We start from the raw sequence: 26,571 nt of genomic DNA, 5'->3' as shown, positions 1-26,571 counted from the left end.
ACGCGCAACAGGGACCAGCCCGCGAAACATAGAGCAATAAAATGGGAGTGGGTTCAGCATTCGAAGGCGTTTTTCAGCCATTGAAGTGGCCGGCCTGCATGGTGGCTACCCTGCAAGGCGACTACGTCGAAGCGGCAAGGGTGGTTGGCCCAGCGAGACTCCTTCTGCAGAAAAAGGCTGGCGGCAAGCACCAGTCGCTTCTGCTTGCGCCCGTCGATACTGCCGAGGGCGCCACCGAAGCCCGCATGCAACCGGTAGCGGACTTCGACGAATACTACTGTATTGGCGTCGAGCATGACCAGATCAAGCTCACCGCCTTTGCATCGCCAGTTGCGCGTCAGTAGCTGCAACCCTTGCCCTTGAAGGAACTCAAGGGCTTGGTTTTCTGCAGCCTGGCCAGCGCTGGTTGGCGATGCGTCAGGCATCAGCGAGCGGTATCCGGCAGGCGTTTGACCTGGCCGCCCGAGAATTCGGCCCATGGCAGCTGGCGTTCGATGCGCTGGCTGGGGTTCATGCTCAGGCTGCCGGAAAGGCCTTGCACGCGGTTGTCTGGCAGCGCTTTCAGCTGGCCCAGGCGCGGCGCCAGGCTGTAGGCATCAACGCCCATGGCATACAGGCGGCCGAGGCTGCCGGCGGCTTGGGGCCATTGCTGAACTACCTGCTGGCGCAGGCTGTTGGTGGTGTCCAGCAGCCATGGCGTTTCGCAGAAGCGGATGCCGTTCATGTCGTTGTACTGGTTGACGTCACCGCTGGCACTGTACAGGTTCGAGGTGGCGTATACCGGTACGTCGCCGGCGTACTGGAAGTTCAGGGTCGGTTTGATCTGCTGCGCCTGTTGCGGGGTCGAGGCGAGGAAGATGAAATCGATGTCCTGGCGGCGCGACGGCTGCGCAGCAATGGTACCGCCGACAGTGCTCTGCAGGCTTTGCGCGCGGCCTTCGCTCTGGCGCAGCTGGAACAGGTTGGCGATCTGTTGGGCGAGGGCGACAGGCTGGGCGATGCGCTCGGCAGCGATAATGGTGCCGCCGTTGCCTTCCCAATCCTGACGGAAGGCAGCGAGCACGCGGTCGCCCCATTCACCGCTCGGCACCAGGGCCACGGCACGGACCTTGCCGTCGGCACGGGCGCGCCGCGAGACTTCGCGGGCTTCGTCTTCGGCGGCGAGGCCGAACTGGAACAACTGCGGCGGGGCGGTCTGGCCGGCGTCGGCGTAGTTCAGGGCGAGGGTGGTGATTGGCAATTGCGCGTTGGCGGCAAGCTTCTTCACCAGCGGCTTTTCCAGCGGGCCGACCACCAGTTGCACGCCATCGGCCTGGGCCTGGCGATAGAAGTCGTCGAGCGAGCCGATGCGCGAGCTGTCGTACACCTGCACCGCTGGCGCCTGCTGGCCAGCCTGCTGGGCCTGGAAGTGGGCGGCCATGAAGCCGTCACGCAGGGCGCGCGCCACACCGGCCAGCGGGCCTTCCTGGGGCAGCAGCAGGCCGATCTTGGTCAGCGGCTGGCTGGCCAGCTCCTTGAGCTTGGTCAATGGCAGAGGCAGTTGTTTGGCTGCCGGGTGATCGGGGTTCTGTTTGCGCCAGGTGTCGATGGCTGCCTGCTGCTGCTCCAGGGTGCCAGCGCTTTTCACTGCCAGGGCCAGGCTGGTCCAGCCCGCCAGGGTCTGGTTGTTGGCAGGCTGCTGCAGTTGTTCGGCAGGCAGCGATGCCACCAGCGCCCAGATCGCGTCGTTGTTGGCGCTGGCGGCCTGGCCGCTGAGCAAAGGCGTCAGCAGTACACGTTGCTGGGCTGCAGCCAGGGCCTGGCCATCGGCCTCAAGGGCGGCTGCGTGCACGCTGTAGGTGCGCACCTGCTGCTCTTCCGGCAGCTCGGCGATGTGCTGCAGGCTGGGGTGCGACAATGCGCTGAGGGCAGCCTTGGGCTGGTTGCGGCTCATCGCCAGTTCCGCGCTCAGGGTGGCAGCGAAAATCTGCTGGGCAGGCTTGAGCGTATCCATCGGGACCTGCTCGAGAATGCGTGCGGCGCGCGGGTAGTCCTTCTGCTGGTAGGCCAGGTCGGCAGCGCTCAGGCGCAGCAAGGCAGCGTCCTGCGCGGACTTGCTGGTCGCCGCTTTTTCAAGCAGTTGCTCGATGCTGGCGTCCGGGGTGCGTGGCAGCTCGCCCAGGCTGGATGAGGGCGAGCTGGCGCAGGCTGCCAGCAAGGCAGCGAGGCAGAGGGCTGTGAACAGCCGCAGGCAAGCGATCATGTAAAGGTCCTGTTACTCGATCAAGTTGGCCGGCAATTGTACCGAAGCGTTGGCCGGGGCGCGATCATGCTGATTGCAGAACCTTCACTATAGGTGGCTGGGCGGTGGATGCGGGTGAAGTTCTTTGCGCCCTGTTGCCGGCGCTCGGGCTACAATGGCGCCTTTGATCCGAAAGACAGGTGTGCGCAGTGACTGATGTGGCAGGGGCTTCGAAATCCACCGTGGGGACGCTGTACGTGGTCGCTACCCCTATCGGCAACCTCGACGACATGAGCGCTCGGGCATTGAAGGTGCTGGCCGATGTCGCCCTGATCGCCGCCGAGGACACCCGGCATTCGATCCGCCTGCTGCAGCACTTCGGCATCGATACGCCCTTGGCAGCCTGCCATGAGCACAACGAGCGCGACGAGGGTGGGCGCTTCATCACCAAGCTGCTGGCCGGCGAGGATGTGGCGCTGGTGTCCGATGCCGGTACCCCGTTGATTTCCGATCCGGGCTACCACCTGGTGCGTCAGGCGCGTGCTGCGGGCGTCAACGTGGTGCCCGTGCCAGGTGCCTGCGCCTTGATTGCTGCGCTCTCGGCGGCGGGACTGCCGTCTGACCGATTCATCTTCGAAGGTTTCCTGCCGGCCAAGACTGCCGGTCGTCGGGCGCGTCTGGAGCAGGTCAGGGAAGAGCCGCGTACGTTGATCTTCTATGAAGCACCGCACCGTATCCTTGAATGCCTGGAAGACATGGAGCTGGTGTTCGGGGGCGAGCGCCCGGCGTTGCTGGCGCGTGAGCTGACCAAGACCTTCGAGACCCTCAAGGGGTTGCCGCTCGCCGAGTTACGGGCATTCGTGGCCGGTGATTCCAACCAGCAGCGCGGCGAGTGTGTGGTGCTGGTGGGCGGCTGGAGCGCACCTGAAGGCGAGCAGGCCATCAGCACCGAAGCGCAGCGCGTGCTAGACCTGCTGCTGGCCGAGTTGCCCCTCAAGCGTGCAGCGGCGTTGGCGGCGGAAATCACCGGTGTGCGCAAGAACCTGTTGTATCAAGTAGCACTGGAAAAGCAGAAAGAGCAGTAGTGGCTATTTGATATAAGTTGCGGTATCGCTTGTTCTTGAGCGCGCGTGCCGTTAACCTTGTCGGCGGAGAGTCGATCGGACAGTCGCTGCCGCCTTTTGTTCCGCAAAAGACGGGGGAGGAAAGTCCGGGCTCCATAGGGCAGAGTGCCAGGTAACGCCTGGGAGGCGCGAGCCTACGGAAAGTGCCACAGAAAATAACCGCCTAAGCACTTCGGTGCCGGTAAGGGTGAAAAGGTGCGGTAAGAGCGCACCGCACGGCTGGCAACAGTCCGTGGCTAGGTAAACCCCACTCGGAGCAAGACCAAATAGGGTTCCATCAGGCGTGGCCCGCGTCGGAACCGGGTAGGTTGCTAGAGGCGTCCAGTGATGGCCGTCGTAGAGGAATGACTGTCCTCGACAAAACCCGGCTTACAGATCGACTCTCCACCTCTTCCCTTCTGCTTGATCGATAGCAGATCCTTCCTGGTAATACCGAAAAGATCTTACTCTTCATAAATCACTTTAACTTCGAGCTGCATTCGTTTGAGTCGGTTTGATTTTTCACGTTTTTTTTATCCCCTGGCACACCTTCCTCCTTCCTTTATCGCGCTAAATCTCGGTCCTGTAAGGGTTTTCCTTATGAACGTGCCTTGACGGTGCAGCGGGCGGATTCCTATAGTGTGCGCAAGTGGCAGAAAGTGGGATGAAGTGGGTTTTCTGGCACAAAAAAGCTAACATTGTGGGGAATCGCAGCCGTGTTCCGCGGAGCCAACGCCGTCAGCCTCGATGCAAAGGGCCGTCTCGCAATGCCGAGCCGGTACCGTGACGAGCTCGATTCGCGCTGCAATGGTCAGCTGATCGTGACCATCGACGCCGTTGACCCCTGCTTGTGTGTTTACCCCCTCGATGAGTGGGAACAGATTGAAGCCAAGTTGCGCGCCTTGCCGTCGTTGCGTGAGGAAAACCGCCGCCTCCAGCGTTTGCTGATTGGTAATGCGGTTGACCTGGAGCTCGATGGCAGTGGGCGTTTCCTGGTGCCGCCCCGTCTGCGTGAGTACGCCAAGCTGGACAAGAAGGCGATGCTGGTGGGGCAGCTGAACAAATTCCAGCTGTGGGATGAGGATGCCTGGAACGCAGTTTCGGCAGCCGATCTTGCAGCTATCCAACAACCGGGCGCCATGCCCGACGATTTGCGTGACCTGATCCTGTGACCATAGATAGCGGCTTCAACCACATCACCGTCCTGCTCGACGAAGCTGTCGAGGCATTGGCCCTGCGCGCCGACGGTTGCTATCTCGACGGCACTTTCGGTCGAGGCGGGCACAGCCGTCTGATCCTCAGCAAGCTGGGGCCGCAAGGTCGGCTGCTGGGCTTCGACAAAGATCCACAAGCGATTGCCACCGGGCAAGCGCTAGCGGCCGAAGACGGCCGCTTTGTCATTGTGCAGCGCAGTTTTGCCGAGCTGGGGGCCGAGGTGGCCGAGCGCGGCCTGGACGGCAAGGTCAGCGGTATCCTGCTTGACCTGGGCGTTTCCTCGCCGCAGCTGGACGACCCTGAGCGTGGCTTCAGCTTCCTCAATGATGGCCCGCTGGACATGCGCATGAACCCTGACCAGGGCATCAGCGCCGCCGAGTTCATCGCCACCGCGCCTGCCGAAGAAATCGCCCGCGTATTCAAAGAGTATGGCGAGGAGCGTTTTGCCGGGCGCATGGCGCGAGCCGTCGTGGAGCGCCGCGAAAAGCAGCCTTTCACCCGTACCGCCGACCTGGCCGAAGTGCTCAAGGTCGCCAACCCCGCCTGGGAAAAGGGCAAGAACCCGGCTACCCGCGCCTTCCAGGGCCTGCGCATCCACGTCAACAACGAGTTGGGCGACCTCGAGACAGGCCTTGAGGCTGCACTCGATGCGCTGGAGGTCGGCGGTCGCCTGGCGGTGATCAGCTTCCATTCGCTCGAAGACCGCATCGTCAAACTGTTCATGCGCAAGCTGGTCAAGGGTGAGGCAGACAACCTGCCGCGCAACCTGCCTGTGCAGCACAAGGTCTTCGAGCCAAAAATCAAGCTCATCGGCAAGGCACAATTCGCCTCGGAAGCGGAACTCAAAGCCAACCCGCGGTCGCGCAGCGCCGTGATGCGGGTGGCGGAGAAGCTTCGGTGAGCCGGCTATTTGCCAAGCCTTTGCCAGGCGGAAGCTTCCTGATGCTTCTGCTGTTTGTCGGTGTGCTCGTTTCGGCCATCGCCGTGTCGTATAGCGCCCACTGGAACCGCCAGTTGCTCAACACTTTGTACGGTGAATTGAATGAGCGCGACAAGGCCCAGGCCGAGTGGGGCCGGCTGATCCTCGAACAAAGTACCTGGACCGCTGCCAGCCGTATCGAGAGCCTGGCCTCCGAGCAGCTGAAAATGCGTGTGCCTGCGGCTGACGAAGTGCGGATGGTGGCGCCATGATGAAGCTCGAAGGCGCACTCTACCCTTGGCGTTTTCGCGTAGTGATCGGCTTGCTGGCGGTGATGGTCGGTGCCATCTGCTGGCGCATCATCGACTTGCAGGTGGTCGACCGTGACTTCCTCAAAGGCCAGGGCGATGCCCGCAGCCTGCGTCATATTCCTATCCCGGCACACCGTGGTCTGATTACCGACCGCAACGGTGAGCCGCTGGCCGTCAGCACGCCGGTCACCACCTTGTGGGCAAACCCCAAGGAGATGCAGGCGTCCAGGGAGCGCTGGCCGCAGCTGGCCGCGGCGCTGGGGCAAAATGCCCAGCAGCTGACCGAGCGCCTCACCCAGCAGGCGGGCAAGGAATTCATCTACCTGGTCCGTGGCCTGACCCCGGAGCAGGGCCAGCATGTGCTCGACCTGAAAGTGCCTGGGGTGTACGGCCTCGAAGAATTCCGCCGTTTCTATCCGGCCGGCGATGTCACCGCCCACATGGTTGGCTTCACCGACCTCGACGACCACGGTCGTGAAGGGGTGGAACTGGCCTACGATGAGTGGCTGGCCGGTGTGCCTGGCAAGCGGCAGGTGATCAAGGACCGGCGCGGCCGGCTGATCAAGGACATCCAGGTGACCAAGAACGCCAAGGCCGGCAAGACCTTGGCGTTGTCCATCGACCTGCGCCTGCAATACCTGGCCACCCGCGAGCTGCGCAACGCCATCGCTGAACAGGATGCCAAGGCCGGCAGCCTGGTGATCATGGACGTGAAGACCGGTGAGGTCCTGGCCATGGTCAACCAGCCGACCTACAACCCGAACAACCGCCGCAGCATGTTCCCGGCCGCGATGCGTAACCGCGCCATTATCGACGTGTTCGAGCCAGGCTCGACGGTGAAGCCGATCTCGATGAGTGCCGCATTGCAGAGTGGCCGCTGGAAAACCACCGACAAGGTCGAGGTCTACCCGGGCAGCCTGCAGATCGGCCGATACACCATCAAGGACGTTTCCCGAAGCGAAGGCCCGATCCTCGACCTGACCGGCATCCTGATCAACTCCAGTAACGTCGGCATGAGCAAGATTGCCTTCGACATCGGCGGTGAAGCCATCTACCGGGTCATGTCCCAGGTCGGCCTGGGCCAGTACACCGGCCTGGGCTTCCCGGGCGAGCGGGTTGGCAACCTGCCCAACCACCGCGAGTGGCGCAAGGCCGAGACAGCAACCCTGTCGTACGGCTATGGCGTATCGGTTACCGCATTGCAGCTGGTTCATGCCTACGCGGCGCTGGCCAACGACGGCAAGATGGTGCCGCTGTCGATCCTCAAGGTCGACAAGGCGCCGGAAGCCGTGCAGGCCATCCCGAAAGAAACCGCTGAAACCGTGCAAGGCATGTTGCAGCAGGTGATCGAAGCGCCGCGCGGGGTGTTCCGTGCCCAGGTGCCGTTCTATCACGTGGGGGGCAAGTCGGGCACCGCGCGTAAAGCCACCGTGGGGTCCAAGGGCTACACCGAAAACGCCTACCGCTCGCTGTTTGCAGGCTTCGGCCCGATGAGCGACCCGCGTTACGCCATCGTCGTGGTCATCGATGAGCCGAGCAAGGGCGGTTACTTCGGTGGCCTGGTATCTGCGCCAGTGTTCAGCAAGGTCATGTCGGGCACCCTGCGGCTGATGAACGTGCCGCCGGATAACCTGCCGCCAGCCACAGACCCGCAGCAAGTCAATGCAGTACCCGCCAAGGGAGGGCGTGGATGATGACAATGCCACTGAGCAAGCTTTTCGCCGACGCCAGCCGCGACCCCTTGATCCGTGAGCTGACCCTGGACAGCCGTGCCGTGCGCCCGGGCGACCTGTTCCTGGCCGTACCGGGCGCCAAGGTCGATGGCCGCGATCATATCGCCGATGCCCTGGCCCATGGCGCCGCTGCAGTCGCTTATGAAGTGCAGGGCGCCAGCGTGCTGCCGATCACCGACGTGCCGCTGATTCCGGTCAAAGGCTTGATCGCCCAGCTGTCGTCCATCGCCGGTCGCTTCTACGGCGAGCCGAGCCGTCAGCTGAACCTGATCGGGGTTACCGGCACCAATGGCAAGACCAGCGTCACCCAGTTGGTGGCGCAGGCGCTTGATGCGCTTGGCCAGCGTTGTGGCCTGATCGGTACGCTGGGTACCGGTTTCTACGGCGAGTTGCAGAGCGGCCGCCTGACCACGCCAGACCCGATCGCCGTGCAGTCGACCCTTTACGACCTGAAGAAGGGCGGCGCCAAGGCCGTGGCGATGGAAGTGTCCTCGCATGCCCTAGAGCAGGGCCGTGTCGCTGCGCTGGAATTCGACATCGCGGTCATGACCAACCTGTCCCGTGATCACCTCGACTACCACGGCAGCATGGAGGCCTACGAGGCCGCCAAGGCCAAGCTGTTCGCCTGGCCCAGCCTGCGTTGCCAGGTGGTCAACCTGGATGACGACTTTGGCCGTCGCCTGGCGGCAGACTTCGCCCGTCGCCCGAACGCTGACCATGTCGAGACCCGGCTGCTCAGCTACAGCCTGGAAAACCCGGACGCTTCCCTGTATTGCCGTGAAGCGAAGTTCGATGACGATGGCGTGCGCGCAGTGCTGGTGACCGCCCAGGGTGAGCGCACCTTGCGCAGCCAGCTGCTCGGCCGCTTCAACCTGAGCAACGTGCTCGCGGCCGTGGCGGCGCTGCTGGCGCTGGATTATTCGCTGGACGAAATTCTCAAGGTCACCCCACAGCTGCAAGGGCCTGTTGGCCGCATGCAGCGCCTGGGCGGTGGCAAGAAGCCGCTGGTGGTGGTCGATTACGCACACACTCCAGATGCCCTGGAAAAAGTCCTCGAGGCCTTGCGCCCTCACGCCCATGGCCAGCTGCTGTGCCTGTTCGGCTGTGGTGGCGACCGCGACCGCGGCAAACGCCCGCTGATGGCCGAGGTTGCCGAGCGCCTGGCTGACCGTGTGCTGGTCACCGACGACAACCCGCGTAGTGAAGACCCGCAAGGCATCTTCGACGATATTCGCCCTGGTTTTGCCCAGCCTGCCGCCGTCGAATTCGTCGCTGGCCGTGGCGAGGCCATTGCCCGCCTGATCGCTACCGCTGCCGCCGACGACGTCATCGTTCTGGCTGGCAAGGGGCACGAGGACTATCAGGAGATTCATGGCGAGCGCCATGATTTCTCCGATCTGGTCGAAGCCGAGAAGGCACTTTCAGCCTGGGAGGCTCCACATGCTTAAGCCCATGACACTCAGCCAGCTGACCACAGCACTGAGTGCTCGGCAGGTCGGCGCCGATGCCAGCTTCACCGGTGTCAGCATCGATAGCCGTAGTGTCGGTGCCGGGCAGTTGTTCATTGCCCTGACCGGCCCGCGTTTCGATGGCCATGACTACCTGGCTGATGTGAAGGCCAAGGGGGCCGTGGCGGCTCTGGTCGAGCGTGAGGTCGCCGATGTCGACCTGCCGCAACTGCTGGTCAAGGACTGCCGCGTGGCGTTGGGCCAGCTGGGTGCACTGAACCGCGCCGCATTCGACAAACCGGTGGTGGCCATTACCGGCTCCAGCGGCAAGACCACGGTCAAGGAGATGCTTGCCAGTATCCTGCGCACCCGTGGCCTGGTGCATGCGACCCGCGGCAACCTGAACAATGACCTCGGTGCACCGCTGACCCTGCTGGAAATCGCCCCGGAGCACAGCGCTGCGGTGATCGAGCTGGGGGCGTCGCGCATTGGTGAAATCCGCTACACCGTCGGCCTTGCCCGGCCGCAGGTGGTCATCATCAATAATGCCGGTACGGCCCATGTCGGCGAGTTCGGCGGCCCCGAGAAAATCGTCGAAGCCAAGGGCGAAATCCTCGAAGGCCTGGGCGAGGGCGGTACGGCCATTCTGAATCTGGACGACAAGGCCTTCGCTACCTGGAAAGCCCGCGCCGGTGCGCACACGGTCATCAGTTTCGCCCGCAGCGATATCAAGGCGGACTTCTACGCCAGTGACATCGGTCGCGATGCCCGTGGCTGCCCGTCGTTCACGCTGCATGGCGCCGGTGACTCGGTGGCGGTGCAACTCAACGTGCTGGGTGAGCATAACGTCAGCAACGCCCTGGCCGCCGCGGCCGCCGCCCATGCCGTTGGTCTGAGCCTGAACGGCATCGCCGCCGGCCTGAATGCCGTGCAACCGGTCAAGGGCCGCACCGTGGCGCAGATCGCGCCTAACGGCGTGCGGGTGATCGATGACAGTTACAACGCAAATCCCACCTCGATGTGCGCGGCCATTGATATACTCGCCGGCTTTTCCGGGCGCACCGTTCTGGTGCTTGGGGATATCGGCGAACTGGGCCAGTGGGCGGAGGAAGGCCACCGTCAGGTGGGCGATTACGCACGCGGCAAGGTCGACGCCCTGTATGCAGTGGGTACCAACATGATTCATGCGGTCACGGCGTTCGGCGCCGATGGCCGACATTTCGCTACTCAAGCTGAGCTGATCGAAGCCGTTCGCGCCGAGACTGCCAGCAATACCACTATCTTGATCAAGGGCTCGCGCAGCGCTGCGATGGAAAACGTCGTGGCTGCACTGTGCGGTGCCAGCGGGGAGAAACATTAATGCTGCTGCTGTTGGCTGAGTATCTGCAACAGTTCCACAAGGGCTTCGCGGTCTTCCAGTACCTGTCCCTGCGCGGGATCCTCGGTGTACTGACCGCGTTGTCGCTGGCACTGTGCCTGGGCCCGTGGATGATCCGTACCCTGCAGATTCGCCAGATCGGTCAGGCTGTCCGTAATGACGGCCCGCAATCGCACTTGTCCAAATCAGGCACTCCTACCATGGGCGGTGCCTTGATCCTGTCCGCCATCGGCATCAGCACCCTGCTGTGGGCCGACCTGTCCAACCGTTACGTGTGGACGGTGCTGATCGTCACCATGTTGTTCGGGGCCATCGGCTGGGTCGACGATTACCGCAAAGTGATCGAAAAGAACTCGCGTGGCCTGCCGAGCCGCTGGAAGTACTTCTGGCAGTCGGTGTTCGGCCTGGGTGCTGCAATCTTCCTGTACAAGACAGCGCCGACCAGTGTCGAAACCACCCTGATCGTGCCGTTCCTCAAAGACGTCACCATTCCGCTGGGTATCGGCTTCGTCGTCCTGACCTACTTCGTCATCGTCGGCTCGAGCAACGCGGTCAACCTGACTGACGGCCTGGATGGCCTGGCGATCATGCCAACGGTCATGGTCGGCGGCGCCCTGGGCATCTTCTGCTACCTGTCGGGTAACGTGAAATTCGCCGAATACCTGCTGATCCCGTACGTACCCGGCTCGGGCGAACTGATCGTGTTCTGCGGCGCGTTGATCGGCGCGGGCCTCGGCTTCCTGTGGTTCAACACGTATCCGGCCCAGGTGTTCATGGGCGATGTCGGCGCGCTGGCGCTGGGCGCCGCGCTGGGCACTATCGCCGTGATCGTGCGCCAGGAAATCGTGCTGTTCATCATGGGTGGCATCTTCGTCATGGAAACCCTGTCGGTGGTGATCCAGGTCGCCTCCTTCAAGTTGACCGGCAAGCGCGTGTTCCGCATGGCGCCGATCCACCACCACTTTGAACTCAAGGGCTGGCCTGAGCCGCGCGTGATCGTCCGTTTCTGGATCATCACCGTGATTCTGGTGCTGATCGGCCTTGCAACCCTGAAACTGAGGTAGACGAGCGTGTCACTGATCGCTTCCGACCAATTCCGCATCGTTGTCGGCCTCGGCAAGAGCGGCATGTCCCTGGTTCGCTTCCTGGCGAGCCGGGGCATTGCCTTTGCGGTCGCCGACACCCGTGAGCAGCCGCCGGAACTGGACACCCTGCGCCGTGATTACCCGCAGGTGGAAGTACGTTGTGGTGAACTGGACGTGGACTTCCTGTGCCGCGCCAATGAGCTGTACGTGAGCCCCGGCCTGGCCCTGGCCACCCCGGCGCTGCAGCAGGCTGCAGCGCGTGGCGTCAAACTGTCCGGCGACATCGAACTGTTCGCCCGCCATGCCAAGGCTCCGATCATCGCGATCAGTGGCTCCAACGCGAAAAGCACCGTGACCACCCTGGTCGGCGAGATGGCTGCCAAGGCGGGCAAACGCGTGGCTGTCGGTGGCAACCTGGGCACCCCGGCCCTGGACCTGCTCAGCGATGATGTCGAGCTGTACGTCATGGAGCTGTCGAGCTTCCAATTGGAAACCACCGACCAGCTCAACGCCGAAGTCGCCACCGTGCTCAACATCAGCGAAGACCACATGGACCGCTACAGCGGGCTGCCTGCCTATCACCTGGCCAAGCACCGGATTTTCCGTGGCGCCCAGCAGGTGGTGGTCAACCGCCAGGACGCCCTGACCCGGCCGCTGCCGGTGGAAGGCCGCCCATGCTGGACCTTCGGCCTCAACCAGCCGGACTTCAAAGGGTTCGGCCTGCGTGAAGTGGATGGTGAGAAATACCTGGCCTTCGAATTCCAGGCGCTGATGCCTGCGCGCGAGCTGAAAGTGCGTGGCGCGCACAACCAGAGCAACGCCCTGGCGGCTCTGGCCCTGGGCCATGCTGCAGGGCTGCCGTTCGAGCCGATGCTCGCGGCCCTGCGCGAGTTCGGTGGCCTGGCCCATCGTTGCCAGTGGGTGCGTGAGCGCAACGGCGTGAACTGGTACGACGATTCCAAGGCCACCAACGTTGGCGCAGCGCTGGCAGCCATCGAAGGCTTGGGCGCGGACATCGAAGGCAAGCTGGTGCTGATCGCCGGTGGTGACGGCAAGGGTGCCGATTTCGCTGCCCTGCGCGAGCCGGTCGCACGCTTCTGCCGCGCCGTGGTGTTGCTCGGCCGTGATGCCGAGCGCCTGGCTGAAGCTCTGGGCGACGGCGTACCACTGGTGCGGGTCAAGGCCCTGGACGAGGCCGTGCAACAGTGTGCCGACCTGGCACAGCCCGGCGATGCCGTGCTGCTGTCGCCAGCCTGCGCCAGCCTCGACATGTTCAAGAACTTCGAAGAACGCGGGCGCCTGTTCGCCCAGGCGGCGGGGGGGCTGGCATGATCTTCGGCATCCTCAAGCCGTACCCGTCGCCGCTGATCAGCGGCCGTGGCATCGACCTCGACTTCGCCTTCCTGGCCGGCTGCCTGGCGCTGCTTGGCCTGGGCCTGGTGATGATCACTTCGGCGTCGTCGGAAGTAGCGGCGGTGCAATCGGGCAACCCGCTCTACCACATGTTCCGCCACCTGGTGTACGTGGCCATCGGCCTGGTCGCCTGCGGCGCGACCATGATGGTGCCGATCGCCACCTGGCAGCGCATGGGCTTCATGATGCTGGTCGGTGCCTTCGCGCTGCTGGTCATGGTGCTGGTGCCGGGCATTGGTCGTGAAGTGAACGGCTCGATGCGCTGGATCGGTTTCAGCTTCTTCAACGTCCAGCCTTCGGAGATCGCCAAGGTCTTCGTGGTCATCTACCTCGCAGGCTACCTGGTACGCCGGCAGACCGAGGTGCGCGAAAGCTGGATGGGCTTCTTCAAACCGTTCATCGTGCTGCTGCCGATGGCTGGCCTGCTGCTGATGGAGCCGGACTTCGGCGCCACCGTGGTGATGATGGGCGCCGCCGCAGCCATGCTGTTCCTAGGCGGGGTGGGGCTGTTCCGCTTCAGCCTGATGGTGGTGCTGGCGGTGGTTGCGGTATTCGTGCTGGTGCAGGCGCAGCCCTACCGGATGGCACGTCTGATCACCTTCACCGACCCTTGGTCCGACCAGTTCGGCTCCGGCTACCAGCTGACCCAGGCATTGATTGCCTTCGGCCGCGGCGAGTGGCTGGGCGTGGGCCTGGGCAATAGCGTCCAGAAGCAGTTCTACCTGCCCGAAGCGCACACCGACTTCGTGTTCTCGGTGCTCGCCGAAGAACTGGGTGTGGTCGGTTCGCTGGTGACCATCGCGCTGTTCGTCTTCGTCACCGTCCGCGCCTTGTACATCGGCCTGTGGGCCGAGAAGGCCAAACAGTTCTTTGCCGCCTACATGGCGTTCGGCCTGGCGTTCCTCTGGATCGGCCAGTTCCTCATCAACATAGGCGTGAACGTCGGCCTGCTGCCGACCAAGGGCCTGACCTTGCCGTTCCTCAGCTATGGGGGCAGCTCGCTGGTGATCTGCTGCGCCTGCGTAGGCTTGTTGCTGCGCATCGAGTGGGAGAGCCGCACGCACCTGGGCAGCGAGGAGCACGAATTCAAGGAAAGCGATTTTGCCGAGGAGACCAGTCATGGCCGCTGACGGCAAGAACGTACTGATCATGGCAGGCGGCACTGGGGGCCACGTGTTCCCGGCCCTGGCCTGCGCCCGTGAATTCCAGGCGCGCGGTTACAGCGTGCACTGGCTGGGCACCCCGCGCGGTATTGAAAATGAGCTGGTGCCGCAGGCCGGCTTGCCGCTGCACCTGATCCAGGTCAGCGGCCTGCGTGGCAAGGGCAAGCTGTCGCTGCTCAAGGCGCCGTTCACCCTGGTCAAGGCCGTGCTGCAAGCGCGCCGGATCATTCGGCAGCTCAAGCCGGTCTGTGTGGTCGGCTTTGGCGGCTACCTCACAGGCCCAGGTGGCGTGGCTGCACGCCTTTGCGGCGTGCCGCTGGTGATTCACGAACAGAACGCCCGTGCCGGGACTGCCAATCGCCTGCTGGTGCCGCTGTCGGCACGCGTCTGCGAAGCGTTCCCAGGTACCTTCGAGGCCAATGACAAGCTGCGTACCACTGGCAACCCAGTGCGCCCGGAGCTGTTCATGGACGCACACCGTGCGCCCCTGGCCGAGCGCCGCGCCCGCCTGTTGGTAATGGGTGGCAGCCTGGGTGCGGAACCATTGAACAAATTGTTGCCTAAGGCCCTGTCCGAGGTGCCCGCGAACCTGCGGCCCGAGGTGTTCCATCAGGCCGGCAAGAGCCACGCGCCGATCACCGCCGAGCGTTATCAGGAGGCGGGGGTCGAGGCTCAGGTAGAACCGTTCATCAAAGACATGGCCCATGCCTATGGCTGGGCCGACCTGGTGGTGTGCCGGGCCGGTGCCCTGACTGTCAGCGAACTCGCGGCAGCGGGCCTGCCTTCGATGCTGGTGCCTTTGCCCTATGCGATCGACGACCACCAGACCCACAACGCCCAATATCTGGCTCGGGAAGGCGCCGCCTTCCTTATGCCACAAGCGACAACTGGCGCAGCGCAGCTCGCTGAACGCCTGAACGAGGTGCTGATGCAACCCGAGAAACTCAACACCATGGCAGGCACCGCACGGCGCCTGGCCAAGCCTGCAGCAACCAGCACCGTGGTCGATATCTGCCTGGAGGTGGCCCATGGTTGAAAGCCAGAAAGCCATGCCCCACCCGAAAATGGGCCGGATCAACCGCATCCACTTCGTCGGCATCGGCGGCGTGGGCATGTGCGGTATCGCTGAAGTACTGCTGAACCTGGGCTACCAGGTGTCCGGTTCCGACCTCAAGGCGTCGCCGGTCACCGAGCGCCTGGAGTCGTTCGGCGCCGAGATCTTCGTCGGCCACCGCGCCGAGAACGCCGCCAATGCCGATGTGCTGGTGGTGTCCAGCGCCATCAACCCGGCCAACCCGGAAGTTGCCACCGCCCTTGAGCGGCGCATTCCGGTGGTGCCGCGTGCCGAGATGCTCGCCGAGCTGATGCGCTATCGCCACGGCGTCGCTGTTGCCGGTACCCACGGCAAGACCACCACCACCAGTTTGCTGGCCTCGGTGTTCGCCGCAGGCGGCCTGGACCCGACCTTCGTCATTGGTGGCCGCCTGACCGCTGCGGGCACCAATGCCCAGCTGGGCACCAGCCGCTACCTGATCGCCGAAGCCGATGAAAGCGACGCGAGCTTCCTGCACCTGCAACCGATGGTCGCCGTGGTCACCAACATCGACGCCGATCACATGGCCACCTACGAAGGTGACTTCAACAAACTGAAGAAAACCTTCGTCGAGTTCCTGCACAACCTGCCTTTCTACGGCCTGGCCGTGATGTGCCTGGATGACCCGGTGGTGCGCGAGATCCTGCCACAGGTCAAGCGCCCGACCGTGACCTATGGCTTCAGCGAAGAGGCCGATATCCGCGCCATCAACGTGCGCCAGCAGGGCATGCAGACCCATTTCACCGTGCTGCGCCGCGACTGCGAGCCGCTGGAAGTGTCGGTGAACATGCCCGGCAACCACAACGTGCTCAACGCGCTGGCCACCATCGCCATCGCCACCGACGAAGGTATCAGCGACGAAGCCATCGTCCAGGGCCTGTCGGGCTTCCAGGGCGTCGGCCGACGCTTCCAGGTATACGGCGAGCTGCCAGTCGACGGCGGCAGCGTGATGCTGGTCGACGACTACGGCCACCACCCGACCGAAGTGGCCGCGGTGATCAAGGCCGTGCGTGGCGGCTGGCCAAGCCGGCGCCTGGTGATTGTCTATCAGCCGCACCGTTATAGCCGCACCCGCGACCTGTACGACGACTTCGTACAAGTGCTGGGCGATGCCAACGTGCTGCTGCTGATGGAGGTCTATCCGGCCGGCGAAGAGCCGATCCCTGGGGCCGACAGCCGCCAGCTGTGCCACAGCATCCGCCAGCGCGGCAAGCTGGACCCGATCTACATCGAACGTGGCGCCGAGCTGGCGCCGGTGGTCCAGCCGCTGCTGCGCGCCGGCGACATCCTGCTGTGCCAGGGTGCCGGTGACGTCGGTGGCCTGGCCCCGCAATTGATGAAAAGCCCGCTGTTCGCTGGCGCCAAGCAGGAGAAGTCGAAATGACCAGCGCCTACGACAAGTTGCACTCGACCCTGGACGTCAAGGCATTCGGCCGCGTGGCTGTGCTGTACGGCGGCAAGAGCGCCGAGCGTGAGGTATCGCTGAAGTCCGGCGCCGCGGTGATCGAAGCCCTGACCAGCGCCGGTGTGGATGTCGTCGCTATCGACGTGGGCGACGACCTGCTGGCACGCCTGCAAAGCGAGAAGATCGACCGCGCCTTCATCATCCTGCACGGCCGTGGCGGTGAAGACGGCAGCATGCAGGGCCTGCTGGAGTGCCTCGGCATCCCTTACACCGGCAGCGGCATCCTCGCTTCGGCCCTGGCCATGGACAAGCTGCGCACCAAGCAGGTGTGGCAGAGCCTGGGTATTCCGACCCCGCGCCACGCCGTATTGGCCAGCGAAAGTGATTGTGTTGCAGCAAGTACGGAACTGGGCTTCCCGCTGATCGTCAAACCTGCCCATGAAGGCTCTAGCATCGGCATGGCCAAGGTGAGCAGCGAGCAAGAATTGATCGCTGCCTGGAAGGACGCTGCCAATTACGATTCGCAAGTTCTGGTCGAGCAATGGATCCACGGCCCGGAGTTCACCATCGCGGTTCTGCGTGGCCAGGTGCTGCCGCCGATCGCGCTGGGCACCCCGCACGTGTTCTACGACTACGACGCCAAGTACATCGCCAACGACACCCAGTACCGCATCCCGTGCGGCCTGGACACCGTCAAGGAACAGGAACTGATCGACCTGACCGCGCGCGCCTGCGATGCCATTGGCATCGAAGGCTGGGGCCGGCTGGACGTGATGCAGGACGAGCAGGGCCGGTTCTGGCTGCTCGAAGTCAACACCGCACCGGGCATGACTGATCATAGCCTGGTGCCCATGGCGGCCCGCGCGGCCGGCCTGGACTTCCAGCAACTGGTGCTGGCGATCCTGGCCGACAGCGTAGCGACGCGAGGTTAACAAGCCATGCAAGGCGCGATGATACGTCAGCAGCAACCCGTTACCGGCCGTAGCAAGCCGGTGCCGCGTGGTGCCAGCCGACTGGTGGCCGACGAGCCCGTATCGTCGCGCCTGCCGCGGCCGAGCCTGGGGGGCCTCAAGCGCCTGCTGTGGCCGGTATTGCTGGTGGCCGCAGGCTTTGGCGCCTACGAGGGCGCCGTTCGCCTGATGCCCTATGCCGACCGGCCGATCACCAAGATCGACGTGCAGGGCGACCTCAGCTACATCAGCCAGCAGTCGGTGCAGCAGCGGATCGCGCCCTACGTGGCGGCGAGCTTCTTCAGTGTCGACCTTGCTGCCATGCGTGTGGAGCTTGAGCAGATGCCGTGGATCGCCCACGCCGAGGTGCGCCGGGTGTGGCCGGACGAAGTGGTGATCCGCCTTGAAGAACAGCTGCCGGTGGCACGCTGGGGTGACGAGGCTTTGCTCAACAACCAGGGCCAGGCCTTTACCCCGCGCGAGCTGGCCAACTACGAGCACCTGCCGCAGCTGGCCGGGCCGCAGCGTGCCCAGCAACAAGTCATGCAGCAGTATCAGGTACTGAGCCAGATGCTGCGCCCCTTGGGCTTTTCCATCGCTCGCCTGGAGCTGCGCGAGCGGGGCAGTTGGTTCCTGACCACCGGTGCAAGCAGTGCCGGCCCAGGGATCGAGCTGCTGTTGGGGCGCGACCATCTGGTGGAGAAGATGCGCCGTTTCATTGCCATTTACGACAAGACACTCAAAGAGCAGATCACCAACATCGCCCGCATTGATCTGCGTTATTCCAACGGACTTGCCGTTGGTTGGCGGGAACCGAACGCACCGACGACGGCCCAACCCGCCGTTGCGAAGAATTAGAGAGAGGCAGGACAATGGCAAACGCGCATAGCGGCAAAATGATCGTCGGGCTGGACATTGGCACCTCCAAGGTGGTGGCGCTGGTGGGTGAAGTGGGCGAAGACGGCACCCTCGAGATCGTGGGTATCGGCACCCATCCGTCCCGCGGCCTGAAGAAGGGCGTGGTGGTGAACATCGAGTCGACCGTGCAGTCGATCCAGCGCGCAGTGGAAGAAGCGCAGCTGATGGCAGGCTGCCGCATCCACTCGGCCTTCGTCGGTGTAGCGGGCAACCACATCCGCAGCCTGAACTCCCACGGCATCGTCGCGATCCGCGACCGCGAGGTCAGCGTCGCCGACCTCGAGCGTGTGCTCGACGCCGCCCAGGCGGTGGCCATTCCGGCTGACCAGCGCGTGCTGCACACCTTGCCCCAGGACTACGTGATCGATAACCAGGAAGGCGTGCGCGAGCCGCTGGGCATGTCTGGCGTGCGCCTGGAAGCCAAGGTTCACGTGGTCACCTGCGCGGTCAACGCGGCGCAGAACATCGAGAAGTGCGTACGCCGCTGCGGTCTGGAAATCGACGACATCATCCTTGAGCAGCTGGCTTCGGCCTACTCGGTGCTGACCGACGATGAAAAAGAACTTGGCGTGTGCCTGGTGGACATCGGCGGCGGCACCACCGACATCGCCATCTTCACCGAAGGCGCAATCCGTCACACCGCGGTGATCCCGATTGCCGGCGACCAGGTGACCAACGACATCGCCATGGCCCTGCGTACACCGACCCAGTACGCCGAGGAAATCAAGATTCGCTACGCCTGCGCCCTGGCCAAGCTGGCCGGCGCCGGCGAGACCATCAAGGTGCCGAGCGTGGGCGACCGTCCACCGCGCGAGCTGTCGCGCCAGGCCCTGGCCGAAGTGGTAGAGCCGCGTTACGACGAGCTCTTCACCCTGATCCAGGCCGAGCTGCGCCGCAGCGGTTACGAGGACCTGGTGCCAGCCGGCATCGTCCTCACCGGCGGCACCGCGAAGATGGAAGGCGCCGTCGAACTGGCCGAAGAAATCTTCCACATGCCGGTACGCCTGGGCGTACCGCACAGCGTTCGGGGGCTGAGCGACGTGGTGCGCAACCCGATCTATTCCACCGGCGTGGGCTTGCTCACTTACGGCCTGCTGAAGCAGTCCGAGGACCTGATCCTGACCGGTAACAGCAACAGCAGCAACAACAGCTATGGCGATGAACCGAAGGCCCCAGTACTTGAGCGCTTCAAGAAGTGGGTCCAGGGCAACTTCTAAGTTTCAAAGCAGTAGTGGTAGGCGCGACAACTAGAGAACTGTAAGGAGAGGGAAAATGTTCGAGCTCGTAGACAACGTCCCGCAAAGCCCGGTCATCAAAGTGATCGGCGTCGGCGGTGGCGGCGGCAACGCCGTCAACCACATGGTGAAGAGCAGCATCGAAGGCGTCGAATTCATCTGCGCCAACACCGATGCCCAGGCGCTGAAAAGCATTGGCGCACGCACCATCCTGCAACTGGGTACCGGCGTGACCAAAGGTCTGGGTGCCGGTGCCAACCCGGAAGTCGGCCGTCAGGCCGCGCTGGAAGACCGTGAGCGCATCGCCGAGGTGCTGCAGGGCACCAACATGGTGTTCATCACCACCGGCATGGGTGGCGGTACCGGTACCGGTGCGGCGCCGATCATCGCCGAAGTGGCGAAGGAAATGGGCATCCTCACCGTAGCCGTGGTGACCCGTCCGTTCCCGTTCGAAGGCCGCAAACGTATGCAGATCGCCGATGAAGGCATCCGCATGCTGGCCGAGAGCGTCGACTCGCTGATCACCATCCCCAACGAGAAGCTGCTGACCATCCTGGGCAAGGATGCCAGCCTGCTGTCCGCCTTTGCCAAGGCCGACGATGTACTGGCCGGTGCCGTTCGCGGTATCTCCGACATCATCAAGCGCCCGGGCATGATCAACGTCGACTTTGCCGACGTGCGCACCGTGATGGGCGAAATGGGCATGGCGATGATGGGTACCGGTTGCGCCAGCGGCCCGAACCGTGCTCGCGAAGCCACCGAGGCGGCAATCCGCAACCCGTTGCTCGAAGACGTCAACCTGCAGGGCGCCCGCGGCATCCTGGTGAACATCACCGCAGGCCCTGACCTGTCGCTGGGTGAGTACTCCGACGTGGGTAGCATCATCGAAGCCTTCGCCTCCGACCACGCGATGGTCAAGGTGGGCACCGTGATCGACCCGGACATGCGTGACGAACTGCACGTGACCGTGGTTGCCACTGGCCTGGGCGCGCGCATCGAGAAGCCGGTCAAGGTAGTCGACAACACCCTGCAGACCGCTCAGCAGGCATACGAGGCTTCCAACCCGGCCCCGGTTCGCCAGGAGCAGCCTGCGGTCAACTACCGTGACCTGGAGCGCCCGACCGTCATGCGCAACCAGGCCCATGCAGGTGCCGCTGCGGCAGCTAAACTCAACCCACAGGATGACCTGGATTACCTGGATATCCCAGCCTTCCTGCGCCGTCAGGCTGATTAATGGAATTTATCAGGGGTATAAGGGTGGTTGGTGTTCAGCAAAGGCCGGGTCTGTTATTATCCCCAGCCTTTGTTGATACCTGTTCGCAATTTGCGATGAAGCGGCCAATGCCATGATTAGACAACGCACCCTGAAGAATACCATCCGTGCCACAGGCGTCGGCCTGCACTCCGGGGAGAAGGTCTACCTGACCCTCAAGCCTGCGCCTGTCGACACCGGCATCGTCTTCCGTCGCGCCGACCTCGACCCTGTGGTCGAGATCCCGGCACGTGCGGCCAACGTCGGTGAGACCACCATGTCCACCACGCTGGTCAACGGTGACGTCAAGGTCGATACCGTCGAGCACCTGCTCTCCGCCATGGCGGGTCTGGGCATCGATAACGCCTACGTCGAGCTCTCCGCCTCGGAAGTTCCGATCATGGATGGCAGCGCCGGTCCCTTCGTATTCCTGATTCAGTCTGCTGGCCTGGAAGAACAGGACGCAGCCAAGAAGTTCATCCGTATCCTGCGTGAAGTAACAGTGGAAGAGGGCGACAAGCGCGCCACTTTCCTGCCTTTCGAAGGCTTCAAGGTGAGCTTCGAGATCGACTTCGATCACCCGGTCCTCAAGGGCCAGACCCAGAGCGCAGTCGTCGACTTCTCCAGCACCTCGTTCGTGAAGGAAGTCAGCCGCGCCCGCACCTTCGGTTTCATGCGTGACATCGAGTACCTGCGCAAGCACAACCTTGCGCTGGGCGGCAGTGTAGAGAACGCCATTGTTGTCGATGAGACCGGCGTACTTAACGAAGACGGCCTTCGTTCCGAAGACGAATTCGTCAAGCACAAGATCCTCGACGCCATCGGCGACCTGTATCTGCTGGGCAACAGCCTGATCGGCGAGTTCAAGGGCTACAAGTCCGGGCACGCGCTGAACAACCAGCTGCTGCGCAAGCTCATTGCCGAAACCGATGCCTGGGAAGTGGTCACCTTCGAAGATGCCAGTACGGCACCGATCTCTTATATGCGCCCTGTTGCGGCCGTGTAAGTTCGAACACTCTCTCTAGTGATTAAGGCCACCTTCGGGTGGCCTTTTTTATGCCTGAGTCTAGTGGGTTGAGGTGGAGATAATTAACCCCCGACGCAGTATCCGGACGCCTCGTAAGGCTAGTCTCTATGAGTGGTTTCGCAAAGGGTTGCGCAGCAGTCTAGTGTTTTTAGGGTGATGAAATCGACATAGCTGTGATCCTTGATGTTAAACTGAACTCTAGTGATTGGCTTGGATTCTGGGGAGGTGAATTTCACTTCGAAATCTCTTACTTCCCCGGTGCCGCTGTAGGGTAATTCGTCTATTAACTTTCCATTTGTGGTAAAGAAGCTGACGGTTGCCTGATGATGAAGTTGGGTCCAGAAGAATTCAATACTATGATATTCGCCGTTCAAATCGAGTTGGACTACTTGATTGTCCGAACTTTGGCTTTGTGCCAGGATCAGCGCCATGCCCTCGGCCTTGCCGGGCTTTGTTATGTCGACCTTTCGAATTCCGGTAATCGAACCGTTTTCACTGCTGACATTGCGTAGGGTGAAATGCCTGAGCGGGCTTTCCTCACCCGGGCCTAGGATTACCGCAGCCTCATCCTCAAAGTCGATCTTGAGAACGTGAGGGAACATGCGAATATCATCCAGGGCAAATTCAACCTCATGGTCGCTGCCTAGTGTAAGAACGTGGGTGGATTGTGTGGCTTTGAATGAAATGACGAAATTTTGCCATTCATCATTTGCTTTGAAGGTGGAGCGATATTTGATGGTGCTGTCGATGTACCAGGAGAGTTGTGGGCTTTTGACTGTGTCAGACAAACGTTTTGCGCGTAAGGAAATCGTGTAGCATTCGCCTGCAATGAAATTGGCTTCCTTATGGATTAGCAGCGATCCTTCGTAGTGTTCGGGGAGTGGGAGCGGAGGTGACGCAATGCTGACCCCGACGTAAGTGTTCTGCGCTTCGTGGATAAATTTCATTGAGTGCCTAGGCTCGATGATTGCCCAGCCATTCCAGTTATCGTTGAAGAAAGATGTGTGTTCGCTGTAGTTGGTTGGGATAGGCATCTTGCTGCACTCGAATGAAGGAGCGTGCAGTAAGTCACCGCATTCGTGGAAGCGCAACTGGTAGAAATGATAGGTCTAGGCTGCGAACCACCCAGCTTATATTCAATCTTTTACTTTGATGCATGTTTGGCAAGTCGCTCCAGGGCGGCGCGCAGTTTGGGGTCGGCGATGCCCTCGGCGGAATCGCGAATGCTTTCAGCAGCATTGGGGGAGAGTTCGGCGCTGTGCCGGCCACGTTTCACGGGGACCAGCGGAGGTTGCACCTTGTAGAGGATACGTCGCAAGTTTCCAAATGCCTCCATGGCCTGCAACTCCCGCATCAGGCGCTTCTGCTGGTAGCGCAGGCGTGTGGCCCAGTGCCCGTCGGTAACCACCAGCAACAGCGTGCCGTCGCGCCACGACGCCACATGGCAATGCTCACGCGCAGCAGGCTGCAGCTGGCTCTCCAGCAGGCGTTGCAGGTGTTCCAGGCGCTCGGCCTGGTTCAGCAGCAGGCGCAGCGGGCGCACCTGGCGCAGCAGCGCGGAGGGCGGCTGGGCGGGGGAGGGTTTGTAGGCCATGGGGTACGTATGAAGTTACAAGATCGGCAGTCTAACATCTCTGTCGCCTGTACCGGCCTAATCGCCGCAAAGCAGGGCCTGAGGCCTGCGGCTATTCCTGTGGCAGCCGGCTTGCCGGCGATAGGGCCAGGACAGGCGCTGAAGGATACGAGCCATTCTCGATACGTTTCATCATGCATCGGGTTGAACTCAGGGAAAATGCCCCTATCTTAGAAAAGCCCCGCCTGAGCGCTGTGCCAGCATCGTGGTAAACCACCACTTTCCTCACCATCGTTTCCGGGTAGAATGCTCGTTCGCATGCGGCCTCAGGGCTGCACGGGCGACTCATGGGGCCGCCCTCCATCCCTACGTGTGGAAGATCCTGCCGATATGTTTGCGCCTTTGTTAAAGAAACTTTTTGGAAGCAAGAATGAGCGTGAAGTCAAACGCATGCTCAAGACGGTAAGTATCGTCAATGCCTTCGAAGAGAAAATGGTCGCCCTCTCCGATGAGCAACTGCGCGCCAAGACCGCAGAGTTCAAGGAGCGCCTGGCCAAAGGCGAGACACTGGACCAACTGCTGCCTGAAGCCTTCGCCGTGGCCCGTGAGGCCGGCAAGCGCGTGATGGGCATGCGCCACTTCGACGTGCAGCTGATCGGCGGTATGACCCTGCACGAGGGTATGATCGCAGAAATGCGCACCGGTGAAGGCAAGACCTTGGTCGGTACCCTGGCCGTCTACCTCAATGCCTTGTCCGGCAAAGGCGTGCACGTGGTTACCGTCAACGATTACCTGGCCCGCCGTGACGCCAACTGGATGCGCCCGCTGTACGAATTCCTCGGCCTGTCCGTGGGCATCGTCTCGGCGTTCCAGCCGCCTGAAGAAAAGCGCGCTGCGTATGCGTCCGACATCACCTACGGCACCAACAACGAGTTCGGTTTCGACTACCTGCGCGACAACATGGCGTTCAGCCAGGAAGAGAAGTTCCAGCGTGAACTCAACTTCTCGGTCATCGACGAAGTCGACTCGATCCTCATCGACGAAGCGCGTACCCCGCTGATCATCTCCGGCCAGGCCGAGGACAGCTCCAAGCTGTACATCGAGATCAACCGCCTGATCCCGCGCCTGACCCAGCACATCGAAGAAGTCGAAGGCCAGGTCACCCAGGAAGGCCACTTCACCATCGACGAGAAGAGCCGCCAGGTCGAGCTCAACGAAGCCGGTCACCAGTTCATCGAAGAGATGCTCACCCAGGCCGGGCTGCTGGCCGAGGGCGAGAGCCTCTACTCGGCGCACAACCTGGGCCTGCTGACCCACGTTTACGCTGGCCTGCGTGCGCACAAGCTGTTCCACCGCAACGTCGAGTACATCGTCCAGGACGGCCAGGTTCTGCTGATCGACGAACACACCGGCCGTACCATGCCGGGCCGCCGCTTGTCCGAAGGCCTGCACCAGGCCATCGAAGCGAAAGAGAACCTGAACATCCAGGCCGAGAGCCAGACCCTGGCGTCGACCACCTTCCAGAACTACTTCCGTCTGTACACCAAGCTGTCCGGCATGACCGGTACCGCCGACACCGAAGCGTTCGAGTTCCAGTCGATCTATGGCCTCAACGTGATGGTCATCCCGCCGAACAAGCCGCTGGCGCGTAAGGACTTCAACGACCTGGTGTACCTGACCGCCGACGAGAAATACGCCGCGATCATTGCCGACATCAAGGAAAGCATGGTTCTCGGCCGCCCGGTTCTGGTGGGTACCGCGACCATCGAAACCTCCGAGCACATGTCGGCCCTGCTGCAGAAAGAGGGTATCGAGCACAAGGTACTGAACGCCAAGTACCACGAGAAAGAAGCCGAGATCATTGCCCAGGCCGGTGCCCCGGGTGCGCTGACCATCGCCACCAACATGGCCGGCCGTGGTACCGACATCCTGTTGGGCGGCAACTGGGAAGCCGAAGTGGCTGCCCTGGACAACCCGAGCGCCGAGCAGATCGCGCAGATCAAGGCTGACTGGCAGAAGCGTCACCAGCAGGTGATCGAATCGGGTGGCCTGCACGTGATCGCCTCCGAGCGCCACGAATCGCGCCGTATCGACAACCAGCTGCGTGGCCGTTCCGGTCGCCAGGGCGACCCAGGCTCCAGCCGCTTCTACCTGTCGTTGGAAGACAGCCTGATGCGCATCTTCGCCTCCGACCGGGTGAAGAACTTCATGAAGGCGCTGGGCATGCAGTCTGGCGAGGCCATCGAGCACCGCATGGTCACCAATGCCATCGAAAAGGCGCAGCGCAAGGTTGAAGGCCGCAACTTCGACATTCGCAAGCAGCTGCTCGAATACGATGACGTGGCCAACGAACAGCGCAAGGTGATCTACCACATGCGCAACAGCCTGCTGGCGGCCGAGAACATCGGCGATACCATCGAGGAGTTCCGCAAGGAAGTGCTCGACGCCACCATCAGCCAGCACATTCCGCCGCAGTCGCTGCCTGAGCAGTGGGACGTGGCGGGCCTTGAAGCTGCGCTGTCCAGCGACTTCGCCATGAAGCTGCCGATCCAGCAGTGGCTCGACGAGGATGATCACCTCTACGAAGAGACCCTGCGCGAGAAGCTGCTGAAAGAAATCACCACCGCCTACACCGAGAAGGAAGACCAGGCCGGCATCGACGCCCTGCGCACCTTCGAGAAGCAGATTTTGCTGCGCGTGCTGGACGACCTGTGGAAAGACCACCTGTCGACCATGGACCACCTGCGCCACGGTATTCACCTGCGTGGCTATGCGCAGAAGAACCCGAAGCAGGAGTACAAGCGCGAATCCTTCAGCCTGTTCCAGGAGCTGCTCGAGTCGATCAAGCGCGACACCATCCGCGTGCTGTCGCACGTTCAAGTGCGCCGCGAAGACCCGATCGAAGAAGAAGCCCGCCTGCGCCGCGAAGCCGAAGAACTGGCCAGCCGCATGCAGTTCCAGCATGCCCCGGCGCCAGGCCTGGAGAGCGAGCAGCTGAGCGAAGAGGGTGCTGAAGTGGCCGTGGCAGCTGCCCCGGTGCGCAACGACCAGAAGCTGGGCCGCAACGAGCCGTGCTGGTGTGGTTCGGGCAAGAAGTTCAAGCATTGCCATGGGCAGATCGAGTGATCT

At 62.6% G+C, this 26,571-nt stretch carries 22 protein-coding genes and 1 other RNA gene; 19 read left to right on the top strand and 4 right to left on the bottom strand.

Annotation, left to right across the window (positions count from 1 at the left end; all coding sequences use genetic code 11):
- Positions 1-53: 53 nt before the first annotated feature.
- Both ACNQPL_RS05515 and ACNQPL_RS05510 read right to left on the bottom strand, forming a co-directional pair.
- On the bottom strand, positions 54-425 hold the full coding sequence (locus tag ACNQPL_RS05515) for a YraN family protein (protein ID WP_346615688.1): 372 nt from the start codon (positions 423-425) through the stop codon (positions 54-56).
- Complete coding sequence (locus ACNQPL_RS05510; protein WP_416466165.1) at positions 425-2,242, bottom strand: penicillin-binding protein activator; 1,818 nt, start codon at positions 2,240-2,242, stop codon at positions 425-427. The genes ACNQPL_RS05515 and ACNQPL_RS05510 overlap by 1 nt, the downstream gene beginning before the upstream one ends.
- A gap of 188 nt (positions 2,243-2,430) precedes the next feature.
- Here ACNQPL_RS05510 and rsmI point away from each other — a divergent pair, with 188 nt between their 5' ends.
- From rsmI to lpxC, 18 genes are all read left to right on the top strand, one after another.
- Positions 2,431-3,306: a 16S rRNA (cytidine(1402)-2'-O)-methyltransferase gene (rsmI, locus tag ACNQPL_RS05505; RefSeq protein ID WP_346615690.1), complete on the top strand. Its 876-nt coding sequence runs from the start codon at positions 2,431-2,433 to the stop codon at positions 3,304-3,306.
- Positions 3,307-3,373: 67 nt separating this feature from the next.
- Positions 3,374-3,733, top strand: an RNA gene (gene rnpB, locus ACNQPL_RS05500) — RNase P RNA component class A.
- A gap of 307 nt (positions 3,734-4,040) precedes the next feature.
- Positions 4,041-4,496, top strand: coding sequence for a division/cell wall cluster transcriptional repressor MraZ (gene mraZ, locus ACNQPL_RS05495; RefSeq protein WP_011535546.1), 456 nt, complete (start codon positions 4,041-4,043; stop codon positions 4,494-4,496).
- A complete protein-coding gene (gene rsmH / locus ACNQPL_RS05490; protein ID WP_387525722.1) occupies positions 4,493-5,440 on the top strand; it encodes a 16S rRNA (cytosine(1402)-N(4))-methyltransferase RsmH in 948 nt (315 codons plus the stop codon). Before mraZ ends, rsmH begins: the two co-directional genes overlap by 4 nt.
- Complete coding sequence (ftsL, locus tag ACNQPL_RS05485) at positions 5,437-5,730, top strand: cell division protein FtsL (protein WP_346615691.1); 294 nt, start codon at positions 5,437-5,439, stop codon at positions 5,728-5,730. The genes rsmH and ftsL overlap by 4 nt, the downstream gene beginning before the upstream one ends.
- Positions 5,730-7,463, top strand: a complete 1,734-nt coding sequence (locus tag ACNQPL_RS05480; protein ID WP_416466248.1) for a peptidoglycan D,D-transpeptidase FtsI family protein — start codon at positions 5,730-5,732, stop codon at positions 7,461-7,463. The genes ftsL and ACNQPL_RS05480 overlap by 1 nt, the downstream gene beginning before the upstream one ends.
- Positions 7,460-8,950 carry a UDP-N-acetylmuramoyl-L-alanyl-D-glutamate--2,6-diaminopimelate ligase gene (locus tag ACNQPL_RS05475; RefSeq protein WP_416466164.1) on the top strand — a complete coding sequence of 497 codons (1,491 nt, stop codon included), beginning with the start codon at positions 7,460-7,462 and terminating at the stop codon, positions 8,948-8,950. Before ACNQPL_RS05480 ends, ACNQPL_RS05475 begins: the two co-directional genes overlap by 4 nt.
- Positions 8,943-10,310 carry a UDP-N-acetylmuramoyl-tripeptide--D-alanyl-D-alanine ligase gene (locus ACNQPL_RS05470; protein ID WP_346615693.1) on the top strand — a complete coding sequence of 456 codons (1,368 nt, stop codon included), beginning with the start codon at positions 8,943-8,945 and terminating at the stop codon, positions 10,308-10,310. Before ACNQPL_RS05475 ends, ACNQPL_RS05470 begins: the two co-directional genes overlap by 8 nt.
- Complete coding sequence (gene mraY, locus ACNQPL_RS05465; RefSeq protein ID WP_387525713.1) at positions 10,310-11,392, top strand: phospho-N-acetylmuramoyl-pentapeptide-transferase; 1,083 nt, start codon at positions 10,310-10,312, stop codon at positions 11,390-11,392. Before ACNQPL_RS05470 ends, mraY begins: the two co-directional genes overlap by 1 nt.
- Before the next feature lie 6 nt (positions 11,393-11,398).
- Complete coding sequence (gene murD / locus ACNQPL_RS05460; RefSeq protein WP_346615695.1) at positions 11,399-12,745, top strand: UDP-N-acetylmuramoyl-L-alanine--D-glutamate ligase; 1,347 nt, start codon at positions 11,399-11,401, stop codon at positions 12,743-12,745.
- Positions 12,742-13,956 (top strand): putative lipid II flippase FtsW, encoded by a 1,215-nt coding sequence (gene ftsW / locus ACNQPL_RS05455; RefSeq protein WP_387525707.1) that lies wholly within the window; start codon positions 12,742-12,744, stop codon positions 13,954-13,956. The genes murD and ftsW overlap by 4 nt, the downstream gene beginning before the upstream one ends.
- Positions 13,946-15,025 carry an undecaprenyldiphospho-muramoylpentapeptide beta-N-acetylglucosaminyltransferase gene (murG, locus tag ACNQPL_RS05450; protein ID WP_346615696.1) on the top strand — a complete coding sequence of 360 codons (1,080 nt, stop codon included), beginning with the start codon at positions 13,946-13,948 and terminating at the stop codon, positions 15,023-15,025. The genes ftsW and murG overlap by 11 nt, the downstream gene beginning before the upstream one ends.
- Positions 15,018-16,466 carry a UDP-N-acetylmuramate--L-alanine ligase gene (gene murC / locus ACNQPL_RS05445; protein ID WP_346615697.1) on the top strand — a complete coding sequence of 483 codons (1,449 nt, stop codon included), beginning with the start codon at positions 15,018-15,020 and terminating at the stop codon, positions 16,464-16,466. The genes murG and murC overlap by 8 nt, the downstream gene beginning before the upstream one ends.
- Positions 16,463-17,419: a D-alanine--D-alanine ligase gene (locus ACNQPL_RS05440; protein WP_346615698.1), complete on the top strand. Its 957-nt coding sequence runs from the start codon at positions 16,463-16,465 to the stop codon at positions 17,417-17,419. The genes murC and ACNQPL_RS05440 overlap by 4 nt, the downstream gene beginning before the upstream one ends.
- A 6-nt stretch (positions 17,420-17,425) precedes the next feature.
- Entirely contained in the window at positions 17,426-18,295 is an 870-nt protein-coding gene (locus ACNQPL_RS05435; RefSeq protein ID WP_346615699.1) for a cell division protein FtsQ/DivIB, read from the top strand.
- Positions 18,296-18,309: 14 nt separating this feature from the next.
- A complete protein-coding gene (gene ftsA / locus ACNQPL_RS05430) occupies positions 18,310-19,572 on the top strand; it encodes a cell division protein FtsA (RefSeq protein WP_346615700.1) in 1,263 nt (420 codons plus the stop codon).
- 55 nt (positions 19,573-19,627) lie between these two features.
- A complete protein-coding gene (gene ftsZ / locus ACNQPL_RS05425; protein ID WP_016488958.1) occupies positions 19,628-20,824 on the top strand; it encodes a cell division protein FtsZ in 1,197 nt (398 codons plus the stop codon).
- A gap of 112 nt (positions 20,825-20,936) precedes the next feature.
- On the top strand, positions 20,937-21,848 hold the full coding sequence (lpxC, locus tag ACNQPL_RS05420; RefSeq protein WP_012312873.1) for a UDP-3-O-acyl-N-acetylglucosamine deacetylase: 912 nt from the start codon (positions 20,937-20,939) through the stop codon (positions 21,846-21,848).
- A 119-nt stretch (positions 21,849-21,967) separates the two neighbouring features.
- Here lpxC and ACNQPL_RS05415 read toward each other — a convergent pair whose 3' ends face one another.
- Positions 21,968-22,903, bottom strand: a complete 936-nt coding sequence (locus tag ACNQPL_RS05415; protein WP_416466163.1) for a hypothetical protein — start codon at positions 22,901-22,903, stop codon at positions 21,968-21,970.
- Between the two features lie 110 nt (positions 22,904-23,013).
- Entirely contained in the window at positions 23,014-23,463 is a 450-nt protein-coding gene (locus ACNQPL_RS05410) for a DUF721 domain-containing protein (protein ID WP_416466162.1), read from the bottom strand.
- A 369-nt stretch (positions 23,464-23,832) separates the two neighbouring features.
- Between ACNQPL_RS05410 and secA the strand changes: the two genes are divergently transcribed.
- Positions 23,833-26,568: a preprotein translocase subunit SecA gene (secA, locus tag ACNQPL_RS05405; protein WP_346615702.1), complete on the top strand. Its 2,736-nt coding sequence runs from the start codon at positions 23,833-23,835 to the stop codon at positions 26,566-26,568.
- Positions 26,569-26,571 lie beyond the last annotated feature (3 nt).

The organism is Pseudomonas sp. LFS044 (assembly GCF_047978245.1).
Taxonomy (GTDB): domain Bacteria; phylum Pseudomonadota; class Gammaproteobacteria; order Pseudomonadales; family Pseudomonadaceae; genus Aquipseudomonas.
This window is presented reverse-complemented; position numbering and strand designations above follow the sequence as displayed.

What these genes read in the sequence shown, in the direction of transcription:
- murC (WP_346615697.1), top strand. Translation starts at nt 15,018, where the DNA reads ATGGTTGAAAGCCAGAAAGCCATGCCCCACCCGAAAATGGGCCGGATC.
- ftsZ (WP_016488958.1), top strand. Translation starts at nt 19,628, where the DNA reads ATGTTCGAGCTCGTAGACAACGTCCCGCAAAGCCCGGTCATCAAAGTG.
- murG (WP_346615696.1), top strand. Translation starts at nt 13,946, where the DNA reads ATGGCCGCTGACGGCAAGAACGTACTGATCATGGCAGGCGGCACTGGG.
- ftsA (WP_346615700.1), top strand. Translation starts at nt 18,310, where the DNA reads ATGGCAAACGCGCATAGCGGCAAAATGATCGTCGGGCTGGACATTGGC.
- ACNQPL_RS05435 (WP_346615699.1), top strand. Translation starts at nt 17,426, where the DNA reads ATGCAAGGCGCGATGATACGTCAGCAGCAACCCGTTACCGGCCGTAGC.
- ftsW (WP_387525707.1), top strand. Translation starts at nt 12,742, where the DNA reads ATGATCTTCGGCATCCTCAAGCCGTACCCGTCGCCGCTGATCAGCGGC.
- ACNQPL_RS05480 (WP_416466248.1), top strand. Translation starts at nt 5,730, where the DNA reads ATGAAGCTCGAAGGCGCACTCTACCCTTGGCGTTTTCGCGTAGTGATC.
- lpxC (WP_012312873.1), top strand. Translation starts at nt 20,937, where the DNA reads ATGATTAGACAACGCACCCTGAAGAATACCATCCGTGCCACAGGCGTC.
- ACNQPL_RS05410 (WP_416466162.1), bottom strand. Translation starts at nt 23,463, where the DNA reads ATGGCCTACAAACCCTCCCCCGCCCAGCCGCCCTCCGCGCTGCTGCGC.
- ACNQPL_RS05475 (WP_416466164.1), top strand. Translation starts at nt 7,460, where the DNA reads ATGATGACAATGCCACTGAGCAAGCTTTTCGCCGACGCCAGCCGCGAC.
- secA (WP_346615702.1), top strand. Translation starts at nt 23,833, where the DNA reads ATGTTTGCGCCTTTGTTAAAGAAACTTTTTGGAAGCAAGAATGAGCGT.
- ACNQPL_RS05510 (WP_416466165.1), bottom strand. Translation starts at nt 2,242, where the DNA reads ATGATCGCTTGCCTGCGGCTGTTCACAGCCCTCTGCCTCGCTGCCTTG.
- mraY (WP_387525713.1), top strand. Translation starts at nt 10,310, where the DNA reads ATGCTGCTGCTGTTGGCTGAGTATCTGCAACAGTTCCACAAGGGCTTC.
- ACNQPL_RS05415 (WP_416466163.1), bottom strand. Translation starts at nt 22,903, where the DNA reads ATGCCTATCCCAACCAACTACAGCGAACACACATCTTTCTTCAACGAT.
- ACNQPL_RS05470 (WP_346615693.1), top strand. Translation starts at nt 8,943, where the DNA reads ATGCTTAAGCCCATGACACTCAGCCAGCTGACCACAGCACTGAGTGCT.
- ACNQPL_RS05515 (WP_346615688.1), bottom strand. Translation starts at nt 425, where the DNA reads ATGCCTGACGCATCGCCAACCAGCGCTGGCCAGGCTGCAGAAAACCAA.
- ACNQPL_RS05440 (WP_346615698.1), top strand. Translation starts at nt 16,463, where the DNA reads ATGACCAGCGCCTACGACAAGTTGCACTCGACCCTGGACGTCAAGGCA.